We start from the raw sequence: 26,998 nt of genomic DNA on the forward strand, positions 1-26,998 counted from the left end.
TTCCTTATGTTTAAAATACGAATTTATTATTTAGTTTAAATGTACCAACACGCTTATTGCTGTTTTGTACGTCTTAAGCTGCGCTCGATGCGCGAACGCTCTTTGCCAGCTTCAAGTAATGCTTCTTCAATGAACGCTAAGTGCGCGTTACTCGCTAATCGTGCTTTTTCTGGATTACCGTTAATCACGGACTCTAATAACACTTTGCGATGCTCCGCGAGCTGTTCACTGACATCCGACTTTTGCACCAAAACGGTTAAGTTTTGCAATACGTTTTGTTCTAGTAACGTCTGCATACCACGCATTAGGTGCAATAACACCACATTATGTGAAGCTTCCGCCACCGTAAAATGAAATGCATTAATCGCCGCCGCAGTTTGGGTTAACTCCCCTTGTGCTTGGGCTATTTTATCAAAGCTGCTTTGTACCTTTTCAAAATCCGTGTCGGTACCGCGCAATGCGGCATAATAAGCAGCTATGCCCTCAAGCGCATGACGAAACTCCAATAAATCAAATTGCGATTCTGGATGCTTACTGATCAAATCAAACAATGGATCAGTAAGCCCTTCTTCCAACTGATTTTTTACATATGTACCACCGCCTTGACGACGCGTTACCAACCCCTTCGCCTCAAGCTTTTGAATTGCTTCTCGCAAAGAAGGTCTTGAAACCTCAAACTGCTTCGCCAACTCCCTCTCAGGAGGTAACTTTTCACCCGGCATTAAAGAGCCCTCAAGGATCATATTCTCGAGCTGCTCCAAAATAACATCGGATAACTTCGCTGCTTTTATCTTTAAAGACATTGATCTAACGCCAAATTTCAGTGTACTAAAAATCACTGAGAACAGTAATTTTCAGTGCCATTAAAACCAAAAGGTAAATTGGTCATACCAAATTTGAGCATTACGTTATCAAAATCAATGCAGAGTGTCAAAAATCTGCGTAGTAATAACAATTAAGTGTACAGGCAAAGTTTGATATTTATACAAAAGCATCTTACTTTATTGAGAAAAGCAAAAAGGTCTGACCAGTTGCGAGAATTCTTAAATATGCACCTCTCACAGCTCATTTATTAGATGTACCTTTACTTGCCTATTTACATACTATGAGCAATTAGGCCGGGAGTGGACAGCCTATGTTTATACAAGAATGCAGATTGTTAAAGAGATCCTGACCTTCGTCAGGAAGACAACAGGCGTATGTCTGGGCATTGCCGTACTCCTGTCTCATAATTGAGTCTAATTTAGCCATTACACAAGAAAGGTGGCATATAGCTCCAAATAGCTAGGTAGGGGGTTGATAGCCCATGTTTATACAAGAATGCAGATTGTTAAAGAGATCCTGACCTTCGTCAGGAAGACGACAAGTGTACGCTTAGGCACTGCCGCCCTTCTAATTACCCGTCTAAGTCGGAATAGCTAGCAAATAAAGTACTTGTAGCAATGAGCCATTACAAATAGCGGCATCTGCCTGTTCAACGACTTTTGGTTTGCCATGTACCGCAATGCCAGTGCCCGCCTGTGCCATCATCAATAAGTCATTGGCACCATCACCCATGGCTACCGTTTGTGCTTTATCCAGCTTTAGCTGCTCGGTCAACATGCAGAGTATGTCAGCTTTTTTCTGTGCGTCGACCACTTCACCTAATACCTTGCCGGTTAATTGATTATTCTCAATTTGCAACTCATTGGCATAACACCCATCAAGTTGCAACGGCTCAAGCAAAGCTTCAGCAAACCAAGTAAAACCACCTGAGGCGATAGCTAAATGCCAATGATGTTGTTTAAGGTGGGCACATAAAGGTTTGATCCCATCCATCAAAGGTAAGTCATTCTTGAGTGTTTGAATTAAGCTAAGCTCAATACCTGCAAGCTTGCTCACCCGCTGATGCAAGCTGTCGCTAAATGCCAGTTGCCCAGCCATTGCTTGCGCAGTAACTTGCGCAACTTCCTCATATACATTTGCTAAGCGCGCAATTTCGTCAATGCATTCAATTTTGATTACTGTTGAGTCCATATCCATTACCAGTAAACCTGGCTTGGCCGTTGTTGGCGGGTTTACCAAAATTGCAGTTTGTAAAAACAGTGCGTGAGCAGCTTCTCTTAACTCTTTTTTTAGTTGTTTTGACACCTTTTGAGCATACTGCTTTGGTACATACATTACCATAGCCTCTGGCAAGGCTGGGTGCGGGTGGTAATAACATAGGCCACTCACAGGTAAATCTGAGTTATCTAGAAAAGCCAAAAAGTTCTGTAACTTGGCAGTCGTTAACTGCTCACCAAATAGCGTAATAAATACGCCCTTTTGCGCATCTGGCGCGCCATCAATTAGCTGATATTGTGCATTTTCAATTTGATACCATTTTGCTAGAGTGAACAGATGAGACAAATCATGATCAGGTAGTTGCACAAGGCCAGAGGTAAGCATATATAAGCTCCTAAATAACAGACTCGTCCTTTTTAACATCTATCAAGGATACTGTCAGCAACCAACACGGGTAATATGAAAAATACACATGCAATCGAGTTACTAAAGTCTTCTCGCGGTCGCCGCCTAGTTCGGCTACTCATCGCCGCAGCTTGTTTTATTGCTATAGCATGGCTTGGCGTAAATACTAGCTTTCAATCTCATCAGTTATTGCATAATCAGGCTGACTTAAATGCAAGAAGTCTAATTAAACAATTTGCTTTAAATGCAGCAAAGCCTCTTGGTGACAAAAATTTGCCACAACTTAAAACATTGAGTGAACATTTAGAGCGCGATGACAATGTGCTAAGCATCGCCATTTACAACCAAATGGGAGAGCTAATTGTAAGTGGCAGTAATTTTCAAGAGAACGATAATTTTTATAATCTGCCTATTGATTTAGCGGGTATTAGCAAACTAAAAACGCCCATTGTAGAACCCATAACTTATGACAACCAACCCATTGGGTTTGCCAGTATGGTGTATTTAACAAAATCAGCGATGAGCCAAAGTCATTACCACTTTCACGAGTTGGGCCGTATGGTATTAGTGATGTTACTTATCACCTGCGTTTTTACTTGGCAAATAGGTCGTGCGCTTAAAGGCTGGGAAGTAAAACGTCAAATACGAAAAAGTGTACAAGATGATGAATAAAGCTGCTGCGCGATGTGCTCTGGGCTTTCGCTACGTAACTGGCATAAGTGCCTAAACACCTCAACCAATCTTTTAGGTACATTAACTTGCCCTTGATAGCCTGACAAAGGCATTGAGGGCGCATCGGTTTCTAACAACACACTCTCTAGCGGTAGTTGAGCAAATACTTGTCGCGTTTTGTTAGCTCGCTCATAGCTAATGGTACCACCAACTCCTAACTTAAACCCTTGCTTAATATAATACTGGGCTTGTTGCATAGACCCAGAAAACGCGTGAATAACACCGCCATGCTTTGGTGGCACAAGCTTAAAAGCCTGAGCAATTAGGTGATGGCTTTGCCTATGATGAACAATCAGCGGCAATGTCAATTGGTTACTCAAGCGTATGTGTTCAACAAATAATTCAAGCTGGTAGTCAAGGTTTGGGCATGTGCCATCAATACCACATTCACCAATGGCAACAATATCATCGCGATATTGTTGCGCTAGGGCTTTTATATCAGCAAATGCTTGCTCATTGTGTTGCTCAATAAAATAGGGGTGCAGGCCTATGGCAATGTGACATTGGGGATATTTTTTTGCAAACTCAATTAAAGAGGCACTTTGAACACTACTCACCCCTGGCACGATAAAATGTCGAATACCCACATCATGTGCTTGCGCAAGGTGGTGATCTAAGCCCTCTTTTAACTCAGCAAAATCAAGGTGGCAGTGGCTATCAACAAAATACATGTGCAACACATTCAGTGGTTAAATTATCACGTAATGTAAAGAACACAGTAATGCCAATCAAAATAACAACCCCACCTAAGTGTAAACTCACATTTATTCGCTTATGGGTTTAATCTATCAACATCCCAGTTCCCACCCGCCTTTTTAATGTACATAAAACGGTCATGCAAACGGTGTTCTCCACCTTGCCAAAATTCAACTTTGGTTGGCTCAACACAATATCCCCCCCAAAAGTCAGGGAGTGGGATTTCACCTTTTGAAAATTTTGCTTTCATATTGTGAAAGGTTTCCATTAGCACTTTACGTGATGATACCGGGCGAGATTGCGCTGATGCCCATGCTGCCAATTGGCTTTCAGCAGGGCGCGATAAAAAGTACTTAGCAACGGCTGCCGTAGACAATGGCTTTGCCTCACCATATACAATTACTTGGCGTTCTATTTCATGCCAAGGAAAATGCAAACACAGTTTATTATTACTTTTTAGTTCCTGCGCTTTTCGAGATCCTGTGTTGGTAAAAAACACAAACCCCTGCTCATCAAGATGTTTTAACAACACAATGCGCTGCGACGGTTGGCCATGCTCATCTACAGTCGCAACAACCATCGCTGTTGGGTCGGTAAATTTAGCGTCAACCGCTTGTTGTAACCAAGTCTCAAATTGTGAAATTGGGTTATCGGCCAACATCTCACGACGCAGCCCACCTTTAGTGTATTCTCGACGAATATCTTCAAGTTTCATGATTTTTCCTTTCAAAAAAGCCGCATTAAACTTCGTTTGATGCGGCTTCTAAGTTAACACATTTGGTACTGAGTACAATTGAGCAAATGCAAAATTACATTTGCTCCATCACTTCAATCCCTAATAAGTCTAAGCCTGTACGTAATGTATTAGCGACTAAGTTACAAAGTACCAGACGACTATCGCGTACATCACTTGTCACATCCTCTTTTAAAATCGGGCAAGCTTCATAAAAAGTCATATAAAGACTCGCCAATTCATACAAGTAGCCACACAATACGTGCGGCGTTGCTTCATTGATCATCAGATCAAGCACTTCTTCCATTTGTAGTAACTTAATGGCTAACGCTTTTTCTTGCGGCTCTAAAATACTAACAGAAGCACTGAATGCGTTACTATCAACACCTGATTTACGGAAAATACTGCGTACACGTGTGTAGGCATACTGCAAATAAGGTGCAGTTGCCCCTTCAAAGCTCAGCATGCTATCCCAGTTGAAAATATAATCACTGGTACGGTGCTTCGATAAATCAGCGTATTTAACGGCACCAATGCCAACTTTACGAGCTATTTCTTCACGCTCTTCATCACAGATACCTGAGTCACGCTTTGCCAGTTTGTCACTTGCTCGACTAATTGCTTCTTCCAATAAATCAGCCAGTTTTACCGTACCACCTGTGCGCGTTTTAAACGGCTTACCATCATTACCCATCATTGTTCCAAATGGGCAAAATTCATAGCTTGTTTCATCACGTAACAAGCCGGCTTTACGGGCAGTTAGCTCAACTTGATTAAAGTGTAAACTTTGACGCGCATCTACAAAAATCAGTACCCGATCAGCTCCAAGCTTATTAGAACGGTAATCACATGCAGCTAAGTCAGTGGTTGCATACAAAAAGCCACCGCCTGATTTTTGTACAATGAATACCGACGGCTCACCATCTTTATTAGCCAGTTCATCAAGAAATACCACTTGTGCGCCTTGATCTTCAACGGCGATGTTTTTATCTTTTAACAGTGTAAGAATGTTATTTAACTCACTGTTATAAGCACTTTCCGCCATGATGTCATCACGCGTAAGTGTTACATTGAGACGCTTGTACACCTCTTCAGAGTGCTTAACAGAAGTATCTATAAATAAGTGCCATAGTTTTTCACAGTGTGCATCGCCACTTTGTAGTTTAACTACATAATTACGCGCTTTATCTGCAAAGCCCTCTTCATCATCAAAACGCTTTTTAGCATCACGATAAAATGACTCAAGATCAGCCAAAGCGACAGATTCAAGATCCACGCCTTGATTAAGTAAGTCTTCAAGGTGTGCTATGAGCATACCAAACTGAGTACCCCAATCACCCATATGGTTTTGACGTACCACAGAATCGCCTCGAAACTCGAGCGCGCGCACAACAGAGTCCCCTATAATGGTCGAACGCAAGTGGCCAACATGCATCTCTTTGGCAAGGTTAGGTGATGAATAGTCTACAACTACTTTCTGAGGTGCCACATGCTCAGCCACCCCTAATTTATTGTCTTGATTAGCGACTTCAATACTTGCTGATAAAAACTCTGGCTTTAAGTGAATATTTATGAAACCTGGGCCTGCAATTTCTGTTTTTGCAGCAATGTCACTCACATCCAAATTATCTATAATTTTCTGAGCAAGCTCACGCGGGTTAGTTTTAAGCGCTTTAGCTGCGCCCATTGCACCATTGATTTGATAATCACCAAACTGTGGACGTGTGCTTTGCGTTACGGCTGGGTTCGAGCCTTCCGGAATACCTGCAGCTAGCATCGCCGCATTGGCTTTTTCGACTAAAATAGTTTTAATGTTCATTCGTTATCCTTTAAATGCGGTTTAGTGTTCACGAGTATGGTGAAACTCAACGTCTGGGTATCGTTCCATAGATAAATTCAAGTTAACGCGACTTGGGGCAACGTAGGTTAAATTATCACCGCCATCTAATGCCAAGTTCGCTTCACATTTGCGCCTAAACTCAGCCATTTTCTTCTCGTCCGAGCAACTCACCCAGCGCGCTGTTTGCACATTCACACTCTCATAAATCGCATCAACGTTATATTCTGCTTTTAAACGTGCTACAACCACATCAAACTGCAATACACCCACAGCACCAACAATTAAATCATTGTTTATCAATGGTCTAAATACCTGAACAGCCCCTTCTTCAGAAAGCTGCACTAAGCCTTTTAATAACTGCTTTTGCTTTAACGGGTCTTTTAAACGAATGCGTCGGAATAGTTCCGGTGCAAAGTTTGGAATACCACTGAACTTAAGCTTTTCACCTTGCGTAAAAGTATCACCAATTTGAATGGTGCCGTGATTATGCAAACCTATAATATCACCTGCAAATGCATCTTGAGCACGCTCACGATCACCTGCCATAAATGTGACCGCATCAGAAATACTTACTTGCTTGCCAATACGCACATGGTTCATTTTCATACCTTGGCTGTATTTACCCGACACGATACGCATAAAAGCAATACGGTCACGGTGTTTAGGGTCCATATTTGCTTGAATTTTAAATACAAAGCCAGAGAAGTTTTCTTCTTCAGCTTTTACTTCACGCTCATCAGTTTGACGCGGCATAGGCGTTGGCGCCCACTCAGTTAGACCATCCAGCATATGATCAACACCAAAGTTACCTAATGCTGTACCGAAGAATACGGGGGTTAATTGGCCACTTAAAAATAGCTCATGATCAAATTCGTGAGATGCACCAATAACAAGCTCTAGCTCATCACGCAGCTGTGCTGCAAGCTCATCGCCTATGGCAACATCTAGTTCAGGGTTTTCAAGCCCTTTGACAATGCGCTTTTCTTGAATCGTGTGGCCTTGGCCCGTTTGATATAAAATTGTCTCGTCACGGTGAATGTGATAGACGCCTTTAAACTCTTTACCACAACCAATTGGCCAAGATACTGGCGCGCAGGCAATGTTTAATTCGCTCTCAACCTCATCTAGCACTTCCATTGGGTCACGAATATCACGGTCTAACTTATTCATAAAGGTGACAATTGGAGTATCCCGTAAACGTGTGACTTCCATCAACTTTCGTGTACGGTCCTCTACCCCTTTTGCTGCATCAATTACCATCAAACATGAGTCAACGGCGGTTAATGTTCGATAAGTATCTTCAGAGAAGTCTTCATGCCCCGGGGTGTCTAATAGGTTTACTAGTGTATCGTTATATGGAAACTGCATCACAGACGTTGTTACTGAGATACCACGCTCCTTTTCCATTTCCATCCAGTCAGACTTAGCATGTTGATTCGAGCCTCGGCCTTTTACCGTTCCCGCTTTTTGCAGGGCCTTTCCGAATAAAAGTACTTTTTCGGTGATGGTGGTTTTACCCGCATCAGGGTGAGAGATAATAGCGAATGTGCGTCGCTTATTGATTTCATTTGAAATATTAGACATGTAAGCAGCTTATTGACCTAATTAGTCGCAACTGGAATTTGCGAAAGGAGTTAAAGTTTTGCTAATTATACCTGTTTTACAGCGCGCAAAAAAGCCGCATGACAGAGTAATTAGCATTGATTTAAGCTCAATTAATTAAGCTATGTACTTTCGATTCAATTAAGTGGCTCTAATACCATTATAGAACAGACGATGTTGCTTCCCTTCTTCTGTTAGCAAGCAAACTGAGGGATAAATAAACAGTAACAACGATGTTGCATTAAATATTTTAAGTTATTCTGTTACCTTGAGAAAACCCCAATATACACATAAGATTAGTGGGTAGTTTGGGTTTGATAAGTAGACTTAACCAGATAGGGAAATCATTGAAATAATATGAAAATAAGCAAGTTAAGTATAAAACTACTACGTTACATAATTCCTCTTGTGGTTTTACCTTCGCTATTTTTGGGTGGATTTACCCTAACGAATGTTACTAACTCAACACAAAAACAAGCAAAATTAACAGTTAGCCGTTTTGTTGAGCAACAACAGCAAAAAATACTTAACTACATTGAAATATATCAATCAACCACTAAGTTGCTATCAACCTCACCCGTTTTAAGCGATTACCTTAGCAAACTAAATATTTACTCAGCAGACAAAAAGCAACACTTTAGTGCTCTACAGAACGTATTTTCCAGCTATAAGCAGGCCTATCCTGACATTTTAAGCATTAATTTAGTTGACCAACAAAGTAAAAGCCTAGCGTATCGAGCCAATAATCTTAGCAAGCCACCATCAAACTACCCTTTTTTCCAACAAGTATTATTAAGTAACCTTTCTCAGCAATTCTTTATGGTACCCACTGATAACGGTACAACTCACTTATATTTTGTACAGCAATTATTTAACGCCACTTATACACCAACACAGCCTATTTATGTGATTGTGCAAGTGGACCCTTCTATTATCAATTATTCAATTTTTGAATCCCCTTATGATAATGCATTTAATGCCCTACTAACTGGTGAGGGTAAAGTGTTGTTTAGTTCCTCAGCTTCACTACACTCTATACGCTTAGATAATGAAGAGATTAAGCAAATTAAAGCGTTGTCTGCTCATGAAGAATTAAAAGGCATTCAATTACATAGCTTTGACCAACACAATGTTATTGGCTATGCCGTACAACTGAGCGATGATTATTACTACCTAACGACCATTGCCAATCATTTACTATATGGTTCAGGACAGGCCATCAAAAACCTGACCGCTCTCATCGTTTTGTTATCTATTATCGCGTTACCCATTTTAGTGTTTTTTGTTGTAAAACGACTACTAATAGACCCAATTGAGTTACTTGGTAAAGCCAGTCATAGAGTAGGCAATGGTGATTTAAGTGTTTATTTAGCGAACAAAAACAATGATGAGGTGGGTAAGTTATTTCAAGATTTTAACCATATGATTGATCAAATCAGGGAGTTTCAAGGAGAGCTTGAAGATCATAAGTTGCACTTAGAAAAAAAAGTAGATAACCGAACTTTTGCCCTTGAGCGCATGAATAAGCAACTAGAAACGGCCTTGAATCAAGCTGAGCAAGCGAACGAATTGAAAAGTCATTTTTTAGCTAACATGAGCCATGAGATTAGAACCCCTTTGACAGCAATTATTGGCTTTACAGAGCAGCTCATACACGGGCACGATACAGACTATACTGAGCGTCACTTAGAAACGATGCTGAGAAACTCTAAGCACCTGCTAGAGCTAATCAATAACATTTTAGATTTATCAAAAATTGAAGCCGAAAAGCTCGCCGTTGCGTGCACTAAAGTTAATCTACAGGAGCTCATAAATGACGTTGTAAATATTATTGAGCCCCTTTGCGAGCAAAAGCAGCTCTCATTATCCGTTAATTATCAGTTCCCTATTCCGCGAACTCTAAATAGTGACTCAACCCGACTAAAACAAATATTGATTGATATTTGCAGTAATGCCGTTAAGTTTACAGATCAAGGCCGTGTCACTATTGATATTTCGTTTATTCAATCAAGCGCACTATTTGAATTTGCTATCACTGATACTGGAATTGGCATGTTGCAAGGAGAAATGAACCGAATATTTCAACCATTTGAACAAGCTGACAGTTCCATCACTCGCCGTTTTGGTGGCACAGGGTTGGGCCTATGCATTGCTAAAAGCCTAGCAAAATTGCTTGGTGGAGACGTTAATGTAAAAAGCCAACAAGGCGTAGGAAGTCAATTTATTATCACCATAGCGGGTAATTACCTTGATACAAAACCTGACATGATAGCGTCACTTGAAAAAAGTGTGGCAAAAGAAAGTATTTCACAAGAATTTGCAGATATGCAGTTTGATGCACGCGTTTTACTTGCTGAAGATAATCCTGATAATCAAGAGCTGATTAGTCTAATGCTTAATGCTTGGGGGATAACGCCCGACATAGTAGGAAATGGCGCACAAGCTGTTGAGAAGGCGCTAGTAAATGACTACCAAATCATCTTAATGGACATGCAAATGCCAGTAATGGGAGGGCTAGAAGCCACCCAAATGCTTCGCCATGCTGCTTATGATGGCCCGATCATTGCCTTAACTGCTAATGTTATGAAACATGATATTGATGCATACCTAAAAGCAGGCTGTGATACAACGCTTGGTAAGCCGATAGACAGGAGCCTACTTGGTAAAGTGCTATTACAGCATTTACACATTCAAGCTGAAAGTGACTCAAAATGGGATGCTTTACTAAAAAGTGAAAAGTTCGCGCAAATAGCGCACAACTATCATCAAAAACTACCGCTTTACCTTGCTGAGCTAGAGCAACATTATAAAGCACATGATTGGGAAGCTCTACGTGCATTGGCACACAGTGTAAAGGGCAGTGCTGGATGTTTTGGTTTTATGAATATACACAGTGCAGCTGATACCCTAGAAGAAAGCTTACGCACTAACGATCAAAGTCACTGGCACTACGCAATGCTGTCACTATGTGAAGCAATAAAATACACACTTAAAAAGCAGGCTGCTAGCTCAAAAGAGTACTCTCAGAGCCAAAGCTAAGCGTTAATGCCATTAAAATCGCATCTTCTTTGCCATTTGCACTGGGGTAATAATTTTTTCGCACGCCAGCCTCGGTAAATCCAGCCCATTGATAAAGAGCAATCGCACTGACATTAGACTCTCTGACCTCTAAAAATAAATTTTCAGCGCCAGCTTGCTCACTCGCCGCGATAAAGTCCGAGAGTAAAGCTTTTGCATGCCCTTGCCCTTGGTGAGGCGGAGCAACACAAATATCCATTAACGTATGATCAGGGCCTGCTACTTCGCCAATATAAAAACCAACCAATTCATTTTGCACATAAAGAGCACCATTGAAATAGCGCCCCGATAAACATGAATGCATGGTTTTTTCTGACCATGGGAAGTCATGACATGCCGTTTCTATCGCCATTAGGCTATTCATTGGAGCACGAGATAATATATTACGTTGTACGAGTTTATTCACTAAGTAAAGCCCATAATTGACGCTTTTGCGCACTGGTTAATTTATCTGCTGGTAAATACAAACATCCATTGTGCGCACACATAGTATCTGCAATCATGATATCAGAAAACGCTTGCTCTATTGCCTGATTGATATCTGAAAATAGTATTGAATGCCTGCTAATTGAGTGTGCATTGTTAATCTCACCATGCCGCTGAGAGGGTGTATCAACCGTTCTACTTGAAGGTCGAAATTGAGCGTTTAATCGCAAAGGTGTGATATCTAAAATTTCAGCATACAGAGGGTTCATAAAATGGACAACGGTACTTAGTGCAAACATTATTTTGGAATATACTGCGATACTAGAAATAAAGCAAAAATAAGGAAGTGGCAGGGGCGGCAGGACTCGAACCCGCAACCATCGGTTTTGGAGACCGCTGTTCTACCAATTGGAACTACGCCCCTGCAATGTCGACGCATTATAAAGAGGTTTTCAAAAAGGTAAAGAGAAATTACAAAAATACCGTTCAACTGCTTCTTAAATAAACAAAAGAGCGAGTATTTAATGATTCGCTCTTAAAATTTAAGTTGAGTTGCGATTAATCGCTTATTCCCATTCAATCGTTGCTGGTGGTTTACCTGAAATATCGTAAACCACACGAGAAATACCATCGATTTCATTGATAATTCTATTCGACACCTGCCCTAGGAACTCATATGGCAGATGTGACCAACGTGCAGTCATAAAGTCAATTGTCTCTACGCAACGCAGCGATACCACCCAGTCGTATTTACGCGCATCACCCATAACGCCTACCGAGCGTACTGGTAAAAATACCGTAAAGGCTTGAGAAACTTTGTGATAAAGATCAGCCTTGTGCAACTCTTCAATAAAGATAGCATCAGCACGGCGTAGCAAGTCGCAATATTCTTTTTTGATTTCGCCCAAAACACGAACACCTAAACCTGGACCAGGAAATGGGTGGCGATAAAGCATGTCATAAGGTAAACCAAGTTCTAAGCCTATTTTACGTACTTCGTCTTTAAATAACTCACGTAATGGCTCAACTAGACCCATTTCCATATCATCTGGCAAGCCGCCAACATTATGATGAGACTTAATGACATGTGCTTTACCTGTTGCAGAAGCCGCAGATTCAATCACATCAGGATAAATAGTCCCTTGCGCTAGCCATTTAGCATTCTCAAGCTTGCTTGCTTGTTCATCAAACACTTCAATGAAAGTATGACCAATTGATTTACGCTTTGCTTCAGGCTCATCAATACCTTCAAGTGCTTTTAAGAACCGCTCTTCCGCATCCACTTTGATGATGTTCAAACCGAACTTATCACCAAACATCTCCATCACTTGCTCACCTTCATTAAGGCGTAACAAGCCATTATCAACGAATACACACGTCAGTTTGTCACCTATTGCACGATGAACAAGCATAGCGACTACGGATGAATCAACACCACCAGATAGGCCTAAAATAACTTCGTCGCCACCTACTTTTTCTTTGATACGCTCGATGGCATTTTCAATGATTTGTGCCGATGTCCATAATTTTTCACAGCCACAAATATCAACAACAAAACGCTCCAGTAAACGCTGACCTTGCTGTGTATGCGTGACCTCTGGATGAAATTGCACACCATAAAAATGCTTTTCTTCCCATGACATCGCTGCATGTGGACAAGTTTCAGTTTTAGCTGTAGTCACAAAAGTGCTGGGGATCTCTGCCACTTTATCACCATGACTCATCCATACATCTAAAAAGTCTGCACCGTCTTCAATATGATCTTGAATTTGATCAAACAATTGACAGCTACCCACCTTTTCAACACGCGCATAACCAAATTCTTTTTTGTCTGAGCTATGTACTGAGCCACCTAACTGTGCAGCCATCGTTTGCATTCCATAACAAACACCTAAAACAGGCACGCCCGCATTAAACACATATTCAGGTGCTTTTGGGCTATTCTCTAGCGTTGTAGACTCAGGGCCACCTGAAAGGATAATCCCTTGAGGGTTAAACTCACGGATCTGCTCTTCGGTAACGTCCCAAGCCCAAAGCTCACAATAAACACCGATTTCACGTACGCGACGTGCAATCAACTGTGTGTACTGTGAACCAAAGTCTAAGATCAAAATGCGGGAATCATGGATATCTTTGCTCATTGATAATCTCGTAAGTTAGGAAACGACTAAATGTAGTAAAGCACATAATGCAGCTTTACTTATAATTAAGAAGGGCTAGCAATCGCTAGCCCATTTTACACACTCATACAATCAGCATGTTAGCCCATTCGGTAGTTAGGGGCTTCTTTGGTGATCTGCACGTCATGCACGTGCGATTCACCCATACCTGCAGATGTGACACGTACAAACTGCGGTTTTGTATTGAGTTGCTCAATGGTTGCGCAGCCCGTTAAGCCCATAGCACTGCGAATACCACCAACTTGTTGGTGAATAATCGTGGCAATTGGCCCTTTATAAGCAACACGCCCTTCAATGCCTTCTGGCACCAGCTTGTCTGCCTGATTAGACTTTTGGAAGTAACGATCTGATGAACCTTCTTTTTGATTCATCGCACCAAGTGAGCCCATACCACGGTATGACTTGTAATAACGGCCTTGATATAGTTCAACTTCACCAGGAGATTCTTCAGTACCAGCGAGCATAGAGCCAACCATCACGCAAGATGCGCCAGCCACTAGTGCTTTAACAATATCACCTGAGAAACGAATACCACCATCAGCAATTACGGGGATATCTCGACCTTTAAGGCCATCAACAGCATCTGAAATTGCCGTAATTTGTGGTACACCACAGCCAGTAACAATACGAGTCGTACAAATTGACCCTGGGCCAATTCCTACTTTAACTGCATCAACACCTGCATCCGCAAGGGCAATAGCACCTTCAGCAGTAGCAACATTACCAGCTACAATCTGCAAGTTAGGGTATGCTTCACGAGTTGCTTTAACACGGTCGATAACACCTTGAGAATGGCCATGAGAAGTATCAATAAGAAGTACGTCAACTCCTGCCTCTACTAAGGCTGCGATACGCTCATCAGTCCCAGCGCCAACGCCTACAGCAGCACCTACACGTAAACGACCTTGCTCGTCTTTACAAGCATTGGGTTTCTCTTGTGCTTTTTGATAATCTTTTACAGTGATCATGCCTTTTAGCTTGAATGCATCATCAACCACTAAAATTTTCTCAATACGGTGCTCATGCATTAGGCCAAGAATTTCTTCACGAGAAGCCCCCTCTTTCACCGTTACCAAGTTCTCTTTTGTTGTCATCACCGTTGAAACAGGCTGATCCAACTTTGTTTCAAAGCGCATATCACGGCTAGTTACGATCCCTTCTAAGTGATTATCTGGGCCAGTAACAGGAAAGCCTGAAAAGCCTTTCTCTTCTGCTAATGAATTTGCTTGTGCAATCGTTAAATCAGCAGACACGGTAACCGGAAAAGACACGATGCCAGCTTCATACGCTTTTACTTTACGTACGTTATTCGCTTGCTCTTCTAGGGTCATGTTCTTGTGAATAAAACCAATCCCGCCTTCTTGCGCTAGAGCAATCGCGAGGCGAGCTTCGGTGACTGTATCCATAGATGCAGAAACTAAAGGCAAGTTTAATTCAATACCACGCGTTAATCGCGTTGATAGATTTGCTGTATGAGGTAAAACAGTAGAATGTGCAGGAACTAATAACACATCATCAAAGGTTAGGGCTTCTTTTGCAATTCTTAGCATGGTTGCGGTTTCTCTCACGTGGAACTGAGTATAAGGAATTGCGTGCAAATTTTATCAGTGTTCCCTATGCGAGTAAATAAAATTTGATAAAAAATATGATAAAGTAGCAATGAATTTTTTATGGGGCTTCCTATGTCATTATCAGGTTTTCACTCTATTAACACCAAAACTTACACCGTTTCGAGGTTGAACAAAGAAATTAGAGCCATTTTGGAGCAAGGTTTTGCTTCTATTCACCTAAGCGGTGAAATCTCAAATTTTGTGGCACCCGCTTCTGGTCATTGGTATTTTTCCTTAAAAGATGACAAAGCACAAATAAAAGCCGCAATGTGGCGTGGTAATAATCGCTATTGTCAGTACAAACCCACCAATGGTGCGCAAGTTGAAGTACAAGCACGCGTTTCAGTGTATGAACCCAGAGGCGATTATCAATTGATCGTTGAAAAAATGGAGCCTGCTGGTGAGGGCTTATTAAAACAGCAATTTGACGCTTTAAAAATGCAGCTAGCTGCTGAGGGACTATTTAGTTCAACACATAAAAAGTCGCTACCGAATAATATTAATAAAGTTGGCGTTATCACCTCAGCCACAGGCGCTGCTATTAAAGATATTTTGACCGTACTTAAACGTAGAGCACCGCAATTAGAAGTCGTTATTTACCCTGCACAGGTACAAGGTAAAGAAGCACATTTACAATTAATAGAAAAGCTAGATCTGGCTAATCAACGCAAAGAAGTTGATGTGTTGATTATTGGTCGAGGTGGCGGCTCTTTAGAAGATTTGTGGTGTTTTAATGAGGAGCACTTGGCACGTGCCATTTTTGTCAGTGAGTTACCCGTGATCAGTGCCGTTGGGCATGAGATAGATACCACTATTTCTGACTACGTTGCCGATTTACGCGCTGCGACCCCCTCTGCAGCAGCTGAATTGGTGAGCCCAGATCAACAAGCACTGCAACAACAAATACAACAATACAAACGCGCCTTACACACGCAAATTTTGCAATTAATAAAGCATGCAAAGCAAGACTGTAAAGGGCTTGAGCAGCGGTTGCAACTTCAACACCCAGAAAACCAATTGCTACAGCAACAACAAAGAGTGGATGAATTTAGCGCTCGTTTAACACGAGCATTTATACAAATGCAGACCAAACGAAGCAATACACTTGCACTGACTAGACAAAGATTAAGCCACCAACACCCGAGTAAACAGCTTAACGATGCACAAAAACAGCTGCAACACTTAAAAGATGCACTAAATCGAGGAATGCAATCAAGCCTAGATACACAACAAAATCAATTAGCACTTTATGCTGCACGGTTAAATAGCGTTAGCCCATTAAATGTTTTAGCAAGGGGTTACAGCATTACTAAACAACAAGGAAAAGTCATAAAGTCAGTATCTCAAGTCAATTACTCTCAGCCATTGGTGACACAATTGAGTGATGGTGAAATTCATGCACAAGTCATAGAGGTAAAACCTCATTGATCATACACCTGCTGCATACTTAAATGGATCAACATGTGTTCTTTCGTACTTGTTGATGTACTCATGGTAAAAAGTTTAAACCAACTTTGTGCAAACAGCTTTTCACTGACTACTCGCCATTGCGCTTCATCAAAATCTTGCACATTGCCATGGGGGGCCAGTTTCATTTGGCATACAGTTGATTTGCATCCATACGCTTGCAAAGAAACAACATGGCTTAAGTCGTTTTGATATAGAAAGTCATTAAGCTGTAATTCAAGCTCATCAGCCCAAAGGGGATCGCGGCTTTCTTGTTTATATTGCTGTGTTAATAACGTATTCAAATCGCTGTTGGGCACTGGTGCTGGACCCGATTGCTCGATGCTATTGCTTAACTGTTGGCGTAACTGCTCATTCTCATTTTGTAAACGAGTAATGGTATTTTGCTGTATGTCAGTGCTTAGATTGGTCACTTTAGGTAGGTTAACTGCGCGAGGCTCAGCCTCTGCTTGCGGTGTGTTCTGTGCGCGTAAATCGGAGCTTTTAATTGGTATTTTAGCCTCTAAAACAGTCTGTAAAAAAGGCTTTTCTGCTAGCCAAACACGCTCTGTTATTACTCCCGTAGCGAAGGCTAGCATCATTAAAATCAATACACCTAACCCACGCATATCAAAGGCTTAAATCATCGCACTAGTATGTGACTTGTTTTCAGGATCGTCTTCGAGAAAATTTTGATTCATGCTCTTTGCTGGACATGGGCTACATGGTTTACCCACTACTTTCGCTGGAATTCCAACAACCGTTGTATGTGGAGCTACGTTATTTAGTACCACAGACCCAGCGCCAATACGCGCGCCCTCTCCAACTTCAATATTACCTAATACTTTAGCCCCTGCGCCAATTAACACACCAGCTCTAATTTTAGGATGTCGATCACCTTGCTCATTGCCTGTACCACCTAAAGTCACCGACTGTAAAATAGACACGTTATCGTCAATAACGGCCGTTTCGCCAACGACTATACCTGTAGCATGGTCAAACATAATACCATGACCGACTTTACAAGCAGGATGGATGTCAACACCAAAGACTTCAGATGTTCGGCTTTGAATAAACCGAGCAAGTTCTTTTCTATTTTGTCGCCATAGGCAATGTGCCAATCTATGTGCTTGAATTGCATGGAAGCCTTTAAGGTTTAAAATTACAGTTAAGTAACTATCGGCAGCGGGGTCCCGATCTTTAACGGCTTTTATATCCTGAGCAACATGAGTTAACATATGGTCACAATCAACAAAAGCTTGATCAAATAGTTCACGTATTGTAAATGCTGATACCACTGCATCTGCAAGCTTATTGGCCACAATAAAGCTCAAAGCTGAGCCTAAGCATTCATGATTCAATATACTAGAATACACGTGACTGGCGAGTAATGGCTCATGATTAACGAGATCTTTTGCTTCGGTACGAAGTTGTTGCCATATTTCATGACGCATAGTGAATCCTTGGTTCAAATCAACTCAAATAATTTTAGCGATAAAAACACTTCAATGTTACTGATAAAAATAACTATATAGTAATTAGTTATAACAAAGTACTATTTGCAGAGCAAATGTATGCTCTGTAAAGCCTTAAAGCGAAAAGCCGCACATAATGTACGGCACTGGTTATAAAGTAAGTACTTACTCAAATACTGACTTAATATCAAGTACTTCTATATTTTTTGCTGGTATATTGAGCTTATAGGTTGATATTTTATTATCCTGAGTTAACAATTGCTCAGGCTTTTCTGAATTATAACTCATTGCAGAAGGACGCTCTTCACTCAAACGTTGCTGCATGTCTTTGCCATCACCGGTCACAAACACATATTGGATATTTTCTGTCTGTAAGTTTTCACGAATAACTCGATTGACATCTTCCACATTTAAGTGAGCTAATTGCTTGCGCACATGCTCAACAAAATTATCAATATTATAAAATTGACTATCCATTGCGTAACCTAATTGACGGTCTTGGCTGGCAACTAACTGCGCCACATAATTACTCAAGAAGTTGCGAGTTGCATTAAAATCCTCTTCGCTCATACCTTTTTCTATCAGCTTATCAAGCTCAAATAGTGCAACCCGGGTGGCAAAGTGTGCGTCATTGTTAGAGCGCAGCGGACGCAACCATACTTGGAATATTTGTTCAGAGCGGCCTAAATTTGCATCAGGTTTGGTTTGAAACATACCTCGTGGGAAGTACTCTATGTAAGCGTAATCACCATAGTTCATACCACGTACTTCTCGAATTCGCTGATATAAGAAGCTATTTGAGTTTCTGTGCTCTCCAAAGTAGGAGCGCACCAACCACAATGCCGTCCAGTCTTTACTACTGCGAATCGTGTCGATTGGAAAGCCAAACGATACCGCCGTTGATTTGGCACTCTTTTCGACAATTGTGGCATGATGACCCACAAGTTCAGGCGCATCTGGAATCGTTAAACGTGCTTCGTCACCTTTTGGTAGCTTAGTTAAATCAGCCAATAACTGTGTTTTTACCTTCTCAGGTATTGCACCTGTTATACCCACATTTAATCTCGCTTGAGTAAAATGTGTTGCATAAAATGCTTTTACATCTTCAAGAGTTAAAGACTCAAGATCAGACAAGTCACCTAGGTTATAACTTTCATATGGATGGCCTTGGTAAAGCTTGTGATACAACACTTCTTTACCTAGCTCTTCATCATTAGAAGCCTTTAGACTCGATTTGATGTTATCTACCATTTCTTTTTTCAGGCGTTTAAAATCATCTTCTCTAAAACCTGGATTCAAAAGTTGCTCGCTTAAAAGGCCATACCACTGCTGACTATTATTTTTATGTACTCGCCCACGCAAAGACAGCATCTCTTTGTCTATCTGATAATCAAATGAACCGGCAATTGGATAAAGTGCTTTTTGAATTTCTTTATACGCTTTATTTTGTGAGCCACCATTGACTATCATCGCAGCAGTCATCGCAGCCAATCCTTTTTTACCTTCTGGATCTGCAGCAGCGCCGGTATAAAACAGTAAATTTATATCTACAAGCGGTGAGCTATTACTTTTATCTAATACATTAAAGTGACGTTCTGTAGGCTGCTTAGCTGCATTAACCAAAGCTTGCAACGAGATTTCTTCATCAAACCCTGGTACTGACTCAAGTGCCGACATCGTCACCGTTGTACGGCCTGAATCAATAAAATACTGATTAGCAATATTTTGAATATCTTGCGCAGTAACCTCATCAGCCGTGGCATAAAGCTGGTTAACTACTTCAGGGTCTCGCTCAAAATGCATATATTGCGCCAGTGTTGATGCAATGGCTTGGGACGAGTCTAGACCATTGATAAAGCTATATTTGCGATTAGACTTAAGTGCCGTAAGTTTGTCACCATCAACCAATTGCGTACGCGCTTGCGCGTATGTTTGGTTAATCGCATCACGCACTGTGGCAAGGTCTTGTTCATCATCAACTTTTACAAATACGTGTAATAAACCGGGGTCTTTTGTTTCTGGATTATAAGTAAACATTTGACTGGCAATTTGTTTTTCTACCACTAGCTGTTGGTAAAGCTCAGAGGTTTGTGAAAAGTACAAATCAGAAATCAAATCAAGCGCAGCGCGGTCTTTTTTCTCTGGCTCAAACGTTGTGCCCTTATATGAAACCAATAACCAATGACCCGGTAAACCTTCACTTTGTTTATGTACATATTTTGCCGCTTCTTGCTTTGGCTCTTGGGGAATATCCGCAACATAGTCGCCTTTTTCCCAGTTACCCCAATGTTTTTTTACCATTTCCATCGTCGATTTTGGGTCTACATCACCCACAATCACCAAAGAAACATATTCAGGGTTATAAAAACGCTCAAAGAAGGTTTGCCCGTAGCTCATTTGCTCAGGCATGGCTTCAATGTCTTCAAAAAAGCCCATTGTGGTATGTTTATACGTATGTTTTTCAAATGCTTCATTACGTACAGTACTTAACATTTGTCGAATTGGGTTAGCATTATTTTTTAAATACTCCCCTTTTACTGTCAATGCTTCAGTACGAAATTGTGCTTCTGTATAACTTAGGTTTTGAAAAATATCAGCTTCAATTTCCAGTACTTTATCTAGATGTTGCTTTGAAAAACTGAGGTAATAGTTGGTGTAGTCATTTGTTGTATATGCACGATTATCCACACCTGAGTTTTTCAAAATATCTGCGTATATGTCTTGCGGATATTTTTCAGAACCCTTAAACATCATATGTTCAAAAAAGTGTGCAAAGCCTGTTCGACCTGCTTCCACTTCATTTCTAGAGCCCACAGATACAGGTATTTGTACAGACACAACATCAGGGTAATCTGTTTTAACTACCATCACACGCAAGCCATTGTCTAGCTCTTCAAGTAAGTAATCTTGAGAAAATACTTTATTACTCGTTTGAGTTTGCACTGAGTTGTTGGCTTGTTTTGCACTATTACTAACGCAACCAGTTAGGGCCAGTGTGACCGCAAGACTCGTTGCCAATAATTTAAATGTCATAATATTCCCTGAATTTATTATCAATTATTACGCCATTACCACTGACAGGCGTTTTATTATCTACATTATGCAATATTTTTGATTCTCGGCGACATCTCTGAGCGGAATTAACTGTAAACAAATATGTTAAGCGTCAATTTCATAGCAACATTAACTTGAGAAAAATTCATAGCCATTGAATATCTTTCATTAAAAAAATCTATCTAGACGTCTAAATGGCTGCTATATTAAGCTTATTGAAATGAATTGAGCTGAAACGAGAGTCATGGCGTTATCACTACAAGAGAAAATATTAGACCCTAAACAAGGGGTATACCTAATTGGCACAACGCCACCAAAAGTGGGTACCGACGAAAGCAAACTTGAAAGTATTGCGACCAAACTGCTCAATCGTTTACATGAAATTGAGTACGATGGTGTGGTTGTTTATGACATTCAAGACGAAAGCAGTCGTACTCAAGCTCCACGACCTTTTCCGTTTAAACACACGGTTGACCCATGTGAGTATTCTCAGCTAATTCGCAAACTCTCACATTTAGATGTGATCACCTACAAGAGCGTGGCACAACGTGAGGCGAGTGAATTCAGTGACTGGCTGAGTAATACAAAGCAGCAATATAATTTGAAAAATTTAGTATTGGTTGGCAGTCCCTCTTCTAGTGGTGATATTAAACTCAGTCTATCTGATGCTTATAAAACCCTCGCTGCACATCAAGATGAATTTTTTCTCGGTGGAGTGACCATTGCGGAACGCCATGCAAGCAAGCGCAACGAACATGATAGGTTATTAGAAAAAACCAACCAAGGCTGTGAGTTTTTTATTTCTCAAGCCGTTTATAACGCCCAAGCAACGGTAGACTTAATTACCAGCTATGCGCGATCGTGCCGCCAGCAAGGGCTCAAACCTCAGCGTATTATTTTGACGTTTTCACCCTGCGGCGGACAAAAAACCTTAGAATTTATGCAGTGGCTGGGCATATCAGTACCAGAAGCAACACAATGGCGTATTTTAGATGCGGATAATTCACTGAGTGAATCAATTAGAGTTTGCCGTGAAAACTTAGACCAAATTCTAAAAAACTGTGCTCATTTAGATGTACCACTGGGCTTAAATATTGAAAGTTTAACCAATCGCAAAGAAGAAATTGACGCGTCAATCAACTTATATCGATTACTTAAAGCCACCATGGAGTTAAAATTAGCAGAACAACAAATTGCCTAATTCGCGCACAATCTAGTAAACTCAGTTTGGTTAAAAAAGCACGAGATAGTCATGCTTTTTTAATTAGCTAAAACGGTATTACCGAGGTTTAAGTGGCGTTTCTTTAAGGTTAGAGCAATGCATTAGCCAAAACGCCACGGCGGCCAAAATACCTACGCTTAAAGTCAGTAAAAACCAAAAGAAAGAGCCAACAAACCACAGCTTTTGCTGCCGCTGTTTTAATTGCTCAGCTTCGTGATATACCCCATACGCTAAAAACAACTGAACAAACATCATAAAAATGGTACCGACGATATAATACGGCGACATTTCTGTAGCAAACCCCATTGATAACTCCTTTATTTAATGGCTACCCAAAAAACGGCTCAAAGCTGAGCTCGTTAAAATTAGCACACCTATGTTTTAGTACAAAATACCAACAACAAAGCGCGACAAATATAAACAAAAATTTACATTCAATGCACTTTAAAATATCTTCAAACAACAGTGCTGTTATGACTTTTATACAATTTTTAAAAAGTGATAACGTTGCCATTGGTATTCTCATTTTCACTATGTTGTTAACAATATAGCTGTTTAATTGTCAGAAAACTTTCCATTAATTAAAAAGGATTGAAAACTGCAATGAGCATCACCCAAGTATATGAAATGGTACTGGTGTTTAGTAAATACTTTCAAGCCAAAATCTAATACTCTCAGCAAGTTAAGGCATTTAAAAACAAGACTAAACATAAAGCCGTTCCATCCCGCCGATGCATGCGGGATAAACGATTATAAAGTTTTAACATAAAGGGTTGATGATCAACGACGACGTGTTGAGCGCTTATTTAAAATACGCTTTTTGTCTCTTTGTTTACGTGATTTATTACTGTTTTTGCGGTTATCTTTGGGGTCTTTGCTTAAATCTGGCTCGTAGCCGGGTAACCACTGGGGCGTTAGGCGCTCATCCAAAACCACTTCAATTTCTTCAAGTAACCACTGCTCATCAATACTCACCAAAGACAGTGCATAGCCAGTTTTGCCAGCGCGCCCTGTGCGCCCGATGCGATGTACATAATCTTCAGCAATATATGGCAGCTCTGCGTTAATCACATAGTCTAAATCAACAATATCCAAACCACGTGCTGCCACATCTGTTGCCACCAATACACGGGTTTTTCCTGTTTTAAATTGGCTCAGCGCTTTATCTCTGGCTCCTTGAGACTTATCACCATGAATAGCCAATGTAGCTAGACCATCTTTATTTAGCTCTTTGGCCAGTTCATCAGCCATATTTTTAGTGCGGGTAAACACCAGCACTTGCTGCCAATTGTTTTTACCTATCAGGTGTGACATTAATTCGCGCTTACGATCTTCATCAACCGCATAAAACACTTGTTCTACTTTTTGTGCCGCACTATTTGGTTTGTCCACGCTAATACGCTTTGGCTCGTTAAGCCATTGCTTAACTAAGGTTTGCACTTGTTCATCTATCGTGGCTGAAAACAACATGGTTTGGCGCTTTGCTGGTAAATGACGCATTACCCGCTTTATTTCGCCAATAAAGCCCATATCCAAAATTCTATCCGCTTCATCAAACACCAAATGCGATACTTGCTTAAGCGATAACGTTCCTTTTATTAAATGATCCAGCAATCGCCCAGGGGTTGCGACCACAACATCCACACCTGCTTTAAGCGCTTTTTCTTGTGGCCCAATATTAGCTCCACCGTATAAACAAGCCACTTTTAGCGAAGTACATTGACCATAGCTTTGCGCGCTTTGTGCCACCTGCTGTGCAAGCTCTCTTGTTGGGGTAACTACCAACACTCTTACTTGCCCTAATTGCTCTGGTTTTGACAACAAGTGATGCAAAATGGGCAACATAAAGGCTGCTGTTTTACCGGTACCTGTTTGCGCAGTCGCAACCAAATCGTGACCTGCCAATAACAACGGGATACTCTGCATTTGTATTGGGGTTGGAATAGCAAAATTAAGTTGTGCGAGCGCTTGGTTTAATTCTTGGGCGAGCAAAAGTGCTTGAAATGACATGGGTATAATTGATGATAAATGCAAGTTGCGAGCAGTATAGCAAAAGCGCGCTTTGGATGCGCGCTTGATAGGCTCTTACCCGTTATAGTGTTGCTTTACGGTTATTATAATAATCAATTAAGTCATCTACCGTCTCTTGGCAATAAGCACGAATACCAGATACCAGCATATGCTTTTCACCACGGCCCACCTTCTCACCTTCACTGAGCAAGTTAAAACGCAAAATAATTTTACCGCGTTTACCTGCATAACTAAACTCCGGCGTATCCGCTTCTAGTTCGAGCGTTTTAAGGTCTAATCTATCCAAATGAATCGCCATTGATTCATAAATAACCATCGGGCGAGCCGGATTTATCATCACATCCTGCTTTGCCATTAAAGGAATAATAACATGCGGGAAAGTCGTGCCTGAGAACTCAACATAACTCTTAGTTAAGCTCTCTACCAAACTTTGACATGAGTTATTATTACCATCTCGTTTTACCGATAGCATTACCTTATCTTGTGAAGTGATCGCAAACTCGTCACTCCCTACAGGAAAGTTCAGCTTAGAGGTTTCATCAACCATGCCTGCAAAGGTAAAGTGCATATTGTCACTCACACCATATTGCGCTAATACTAAAGAGAACAACAAATCTCCCGGTACGCAAAACTTTTTCGCATCTATATCATGCAAAGGATTAAAATCATCAGCCACACGCTTAGCAAATTCACTGGCCTGCTGGCGGGAGATCACAACCTGATCACCATCTTGTTGGTAAAATTGATTCAACATACACCTGTTCTTTATGACTATAAAACCGGGCCATGTTAGCAGAATATTACGATTTAGAGGTCATATCTGTTCATTTTTATGCATAATAAAAAAGCCGCACAACGAATGTAGCGGCTTTTCGTTTAATTATCATGCAGATAGATTATGCTTGTGGAAACTCTCTATACGCTTTTTCTAATTTCTTTGCTTGTTTTTTAGACACACCCATGTGTGCAAGTGCCACGCGTAAGCGAGCACGTGATAAATCAGACCCTAACACTTCCATCGCATCAATCACAGACGTTGAAGATTGCTTACCAGTAATGGCAACAAAGATAGGCTCTAAAAACTCTTTAATTTTTAACTCATGGAAAGTAGCAACGGCTTTCGCTATGGCAAAAATTTCAGATTTTTGCCAACTACGTACACCTTCTAATTGCCAAATAAAGAACTGTAATGCTTGGCGTACCACTTCTTCATCAACCTTACCAGCTGTTAATAATGCAGGGTCATACTCTGGCTGACCAGAAACAAAATGCCCAGCTAAATCAACTAAATCAGAAAGGGTATTAATACGCGCTTTAGCTTCAGGCAAAATACGTGCTAATGTTTGCGCATTAAACTTCCAATCAACAAAACGTTGGATAAGCGCTTCGTCACTTAAATTTTCACGGATCCATAAACCGTTTAACCAGCTTAATTTATCAACATCAAATACTGGGCCACCCAATGACACGCGCTTCATATCAAAATGTTCGATCATTTCAGCGAGCGTAAACTTTTCACGCTCATCTGGCATAGACCAACCCATACGACCTAAGTAGTTCAATACTGCTTCAGGTAAAAAGCCCATTTCTTTATAGTAATTAATAGAAGTTGGGTTTTTACGCTTGGATAGTTTTGACTTGTCAGGATTGCGCAGTAATGGCAAGTGGCCAAGTACCGGTGCTTTCCAGCCAAAATCTTCGTACAATTTGAGTAGTTTTGGTGCCGAGTTGATCCATTCTTCACCACGGAAAATATGGCTAATTTGCATATGATGATCATCCACCACGTTAGCTAAGAAGTATGTTGGAAAGCCATCGGCTTTTAACAATACTTGCATATCTACGTTTTCCCAAGGGATCTCAATCTCACCTCGAAGATAATCATTAAACTTAAAAGTACCCTCAGCAGGAATATTCATACGAATAACATAAGGTTTACCAGCGGCTAAGTTTTCTTTTATTTGTGCTTCGCTTAACAGCAAACCACGACCATCATATTTTGGACGCAGGCCTTCGGCCATTTGCTGCTCGCGCATTTCGTCAAGTTCTTGTGCGCTGGCAAAACAGTAAAATGCCTTGCCCTGCTCAACTAACTGGTGAGCATACTTTTTATATAAGTCACTGCGCTCTGATTGACGATAAGGGCCAAATTCACCACCCACATCAGGACCGTGATCCCAATTAAGGCCCAACCAACGTAAGCTATCCATAATCGCTTGCTCTGACTCTGGTGTGCTGCGTACTTGGTCGGTATCTTCAATACGTAAAACAAACTCACCACCTTGCTGCTTAGCAAAACAGTAGTTAAAAAGGGCAATATAAGCGGTACCTAAATGCGGATCACCCGTCGGTGACGGGGCAACACGAGTACGGATAGTCATGGTGTTTCTCTTTAAATTTCTAACAATAGATGATGGGCGGTTAT

Annotated in this window: 21 protein-coding genes and 1 tRNA gene; 4 read left to right on the forward strand and 18 right to left on the reverse strand. The window is 40.9% G+C overall.

The window, feature by feature from the left end; genetic code table 11:
* Positions 1 to 53: 53 nt before the first annotated feature.
* Positions 54 to 803, reverse strand: coding sequence for a pyruvate dehydrogenase complex transcriptional repressor PdhR (pdhR, locus tag OCI93_RS15495; protein WP_261592623.1), 750 nt, complete (start codon positions 801 to 803; stop codon positions 54 to 56).
* 601 nt (positions 804 to 1,404) lie between these two features.
* Positions 1,405 to 2,427, reverse strand: coding sequence for a phosphoserine phosphatase SerB (gene serB / locus OCI93_RS15500; RefSeq protein WP_261626792.1), 1,023 nt, complete (start codon positions 2,425 to 2,427; stop codon positions 1,405 to 1,407).
* Positions 2,428 to 2,502: 75 nt separating this feature from the next.
* Here serB and OCI93_RS15505 point away from each other — a divergent pair, with 75 nt between their 5' ends.
* Complete coding sequence (locus OCI93_RS15505; protein ID WP_261592625.1) at positions 2,503 to 3,120, forward strand: AhpA/YtjB family protein; 618 nt, start codon at positions 2,503 to 2,505, stop codon at positions 3,118 to 3,120.
* Here the strand turns inward: OCI93_RS15505 and OCI93_RS15510 are convergent.
* The 4 genes from OCI93_RS15510 to prfC form a co-directional block, all read right to left on the reverse strand.
* Positions 3,087 to 3,851 (reverse strand): TatD family hydrolase, encoded by a 765-nt coding sequence (locus OCI93_RS15510; protein ID WP_261592626.1) that lies wholly within the window; start codon positions 3,849 to 3,851, stop codon positions 3,087 to 3,089. The genes OCI93_RS15505 and OCI93_RS15510 overlap by 34 nt on opposite strands.
* A 101-nt stretch (positions 3,852 to 3,952) precedes the next feature.
* Positions 3,953 to 4,594, reverse strand: a complete 642-nt coding sequence (gene pdxH / locus OCI93_RS15515; RefSeq protein ID WP_261626802.1) for a pyridoxamine 5'-phosphate oxidase — start codon at positions 4,592 to 4,594, stop codon at positions 3,953 to 3,955.
* A 91-nt stretch (positions 4,595 to 4,685) separates the two neighbouring features.
* Positions 4,686 to 6,428, reverse strand: coding sequence for an arginine--tRNA ligase (gene argS / locus OCI93_RS15520; protein WP_261626793.1), 1,743 nt, complete (start codon positions 6,426 to 6,428; stop codon positions 4,686 to 4,688).
* Between the two features lie 21 nt (positions 6,429 to 6,449).
* A complete protein-coding gene (gene prfC, locus OCI93_RS15525) occupies positions 6,450 to 8,033 on the reverse strand; it encodes a peptide chain release factor 3 (RefSeq protein ID WP_261592628.1) in 1,584 nt (527 codons plus the stop codon).
* A 375-nt stretch (positions 8,034 to 8,408) separates the two neighbouring features.
* Between prfC and OCI93_RS15530 the strand changes: the two genes are divergently transcribed.
* Positions 8,409 to 11,090 (forward strand): ATP-binding protein, encoded by a 2,682-nt coding sequence (locus tag OCI93_RS15530; protein ID WP_261592629.1) that lies wholly within the window; start codon positions 8,409 to 8,411, stop codon positions 11,088 to 11,090.
* Here the strand turns inward: OCI93_RS15530 and rimI are convergent.
* The 5 genes from rimI to guaB all read right to left on the reverse strand — a co-directional run bounded on the left by rimI (position 11,056) and on the right by guaB (position 15,285).
* Positions 11,056 to 11,481: a ribosomal protein S18-alanine N-acetyltransferase gene (gene rimI / locus OCI93_RS15535; protein WP_261592670.1), complete on the reverse strand. Its 426-nt coding sequence runs from the start codon at positions 11,479 to 11,481 to the stop codon at positions 11,056 to 11,058. The two genes, OCI93_RS15530 and rimI, sit on opposite strands and share 35 nt — an antisense overlap.
* Positions 11,482 to 11,527: 46 nt before the next feature.
* Positions 11,528 to 11,824 (reverse strand): hypothetical protein, encoded by a 297-nt coding sequence (locus OCI93_RS15540; protein WP_261592630.1) that lies wholly within the window; start codon positions 11,822 to 11,824, stop codon positions 11,528 to 11,530.
* Positions 11,825 to 11,902: 78 nt separating this feature from the next.
* A tRNA-Trp gene (locus OCI93_RS15545) sits at positions 11,903 to 11,979 on the reverse strand.
* A gap of 142 nt (positions 11,980 to 12,121) precedes the next feature.
* Positions 12,122 to 13,696 (reverse strand): glutamine-hydrolyzing GMP synthase, encoded by a 1,575-nt coding sequence (guaA, locus tag OCI93_RS15550; RefSeq protein WP_261592631.1) that lies wholly within the window; start codon positions 13,694 to 13,696, stop codon positions 12,122 to 12,124.
* 119 nt (positions 13,697 to 13,815) lie between these two features.
* Positions 13,816 to 15,285 carry an IMP dehydrogenase gene (gene guaB, locus OCI93_RS15555; protein ID WP_261592632.1) on the reverse strand — a complete coding sequence of 490 codons (1,470 nt, stop codon included), beginning with the start codon at positions 15,283 to 15,285 and terminating at the stop codon, positions 13,816 to 13,818.
* 132 nt (positions 15,286 to 15,417) lie between these two features.
* Between guaB and xseA the strand changes: the two genes are divergently transcribed.
* Positions 15,418 to 16,773, forward strand: coding sequence for an exodeoxyribonuclease VII large subunit (gene xseA / locus OCI93_RS15560; protein ID WP_261626794.1), 1,356 nt, complete (start codon positions 15,418 to 15,420; stop codon positions 16,771 to 16,773).
* Here the strand turns inward: xseA and OCI93_RS15565 are convergent.
* The 3 genes from OCI93_RS15565 to OCI93_RS15575 form a co-directional block, all read right to left on the reverse strand.
* The gene (locus OCI93_RS15565) at positions 16,767 to 17,393 is read right to left on the reverse strand and encodes a hypothetical protein (RefSeq protein WP_261626795.1); all 627 of its coding nucleotides are present in this window, start codon (positions 17,391 to 17,393) and stop codon (positions 16,767 to 16,769) included. The genes xseA and OCI93_RS15565 overlap by 7 nt on opposite strands.
* A gap of 36 nt (positions 17,394 to 17,429) precedes the next feature.
* Positions 17,430 to 18,245, reverse strand: coding sequence for a serine O-acetyltransferase (gene cysE, locus OCI93_RS15570; RefSeq protein ID WP_261592635.1), 816 nt, complete (start codon positions 18,243 to 18,245; stop codon positions 17,430 to 17,432).
* Between the two features lie 186 nt (positions 18,246 to 18,431).
* The gene (locus OCI93_RS15575) at positions 18,432 to 21,299 is read right to left on the reverse strand and encodes a M16 family metallopeptidase (protein WP_261626796.1); all 2,868 of its coding nucleotides are present in this window, start codon (positions 21,297 to 21,299) and stop codon (positions 18,432 to 18,434) included.
* Between the two features lie 265 nt (positions 21,300 to 21,564).
* Between OCI93_RS15575 and OCI93_RS15580 the strand changes: the two genes are divergently transcribed.
* A complete protein-coding gene (locus OCI93_RS15580; RefSeq protein WP_261592637.1) occupies positions 21,565 to 22,521 on the forward strand; it encodes a methylenetetrahydrofolate reductase in 957 nt (318 codons plus the stop codon).
* A 78-nt stretch (positions 22,522 to 22,599) separates the two neighbouring features.
* On the opposite strand, the gene OCI93_RS15585 is transcribed toward OCI93_RS15580, so the two are convergent.
* From OCI93_RS15585 to gltX, 4 genes are all read right to left on the reverse strand, one after another.
* Entirely contained in the window at positions 22,600 to 22,848 is a 249-nt protein-coding gene (locus OCI93_RS15585; protein ID WP_261592638.1) for a hypothetical protein, read from the reverse strand.
* 474 nt (positions 22,849 to 23,322) lie between these two features.
* Positions 23,323 to 24,552, reverse strand: coding sequence for a DEAD/DEAH box helicase (locus tag OCI93_RS15590; RefSeq protein ID WP_261626797.1), 1,230 nt, complete (start codon positions 24,550 to 24,552; stop codon positions 23,323 to 23,325).
* Between the two features lie 82 nt (positions 24,553 to 24,634).
* Positions 24,635 to 25,327 carry a DUF3581 domain-containing protein gene (locus OCI93_RS15595; protein ID WP_261592640.1) on the reverse strand — a complete coding sequence of 231 codons (693 nt, stop codon included), beginning with the start codon at positions 25,325 to 25,327 and terminating at the stop codon, positions 24,635 to 24,637.
* A 142-nt stretch (positions 25,328 to 25,469) separates the two neighbouring features.
* The gene (gene gltX, locus OCI93_RS15600) at positions 25,470 to 26,954 is read right to left on the reverse strand and encodes a glutamate--tRNA ligase (RefSeq protein WP_261592641.1); all 1,485 of its coding nucleotides are present in this window, start codon (positions 26,952 to 26,954) and stop codon (positions 25,470 to 25,472) included.
* Positions 26,955 to 26,998 lie beyond the last annotated feature (44 nt).

The sequence above is a fragment of the Pseudoalteromonas holothuriae genome (assembly GCF_945859825.1).
Classification (GTDB): domain Bacteria; phylum Pseudomonadota; class Gammaproteobacteria; order Enterobacterales; family Alteromonadaceae; genus Pseudoalteromonas; species Pseudoalteromonas holothuriae.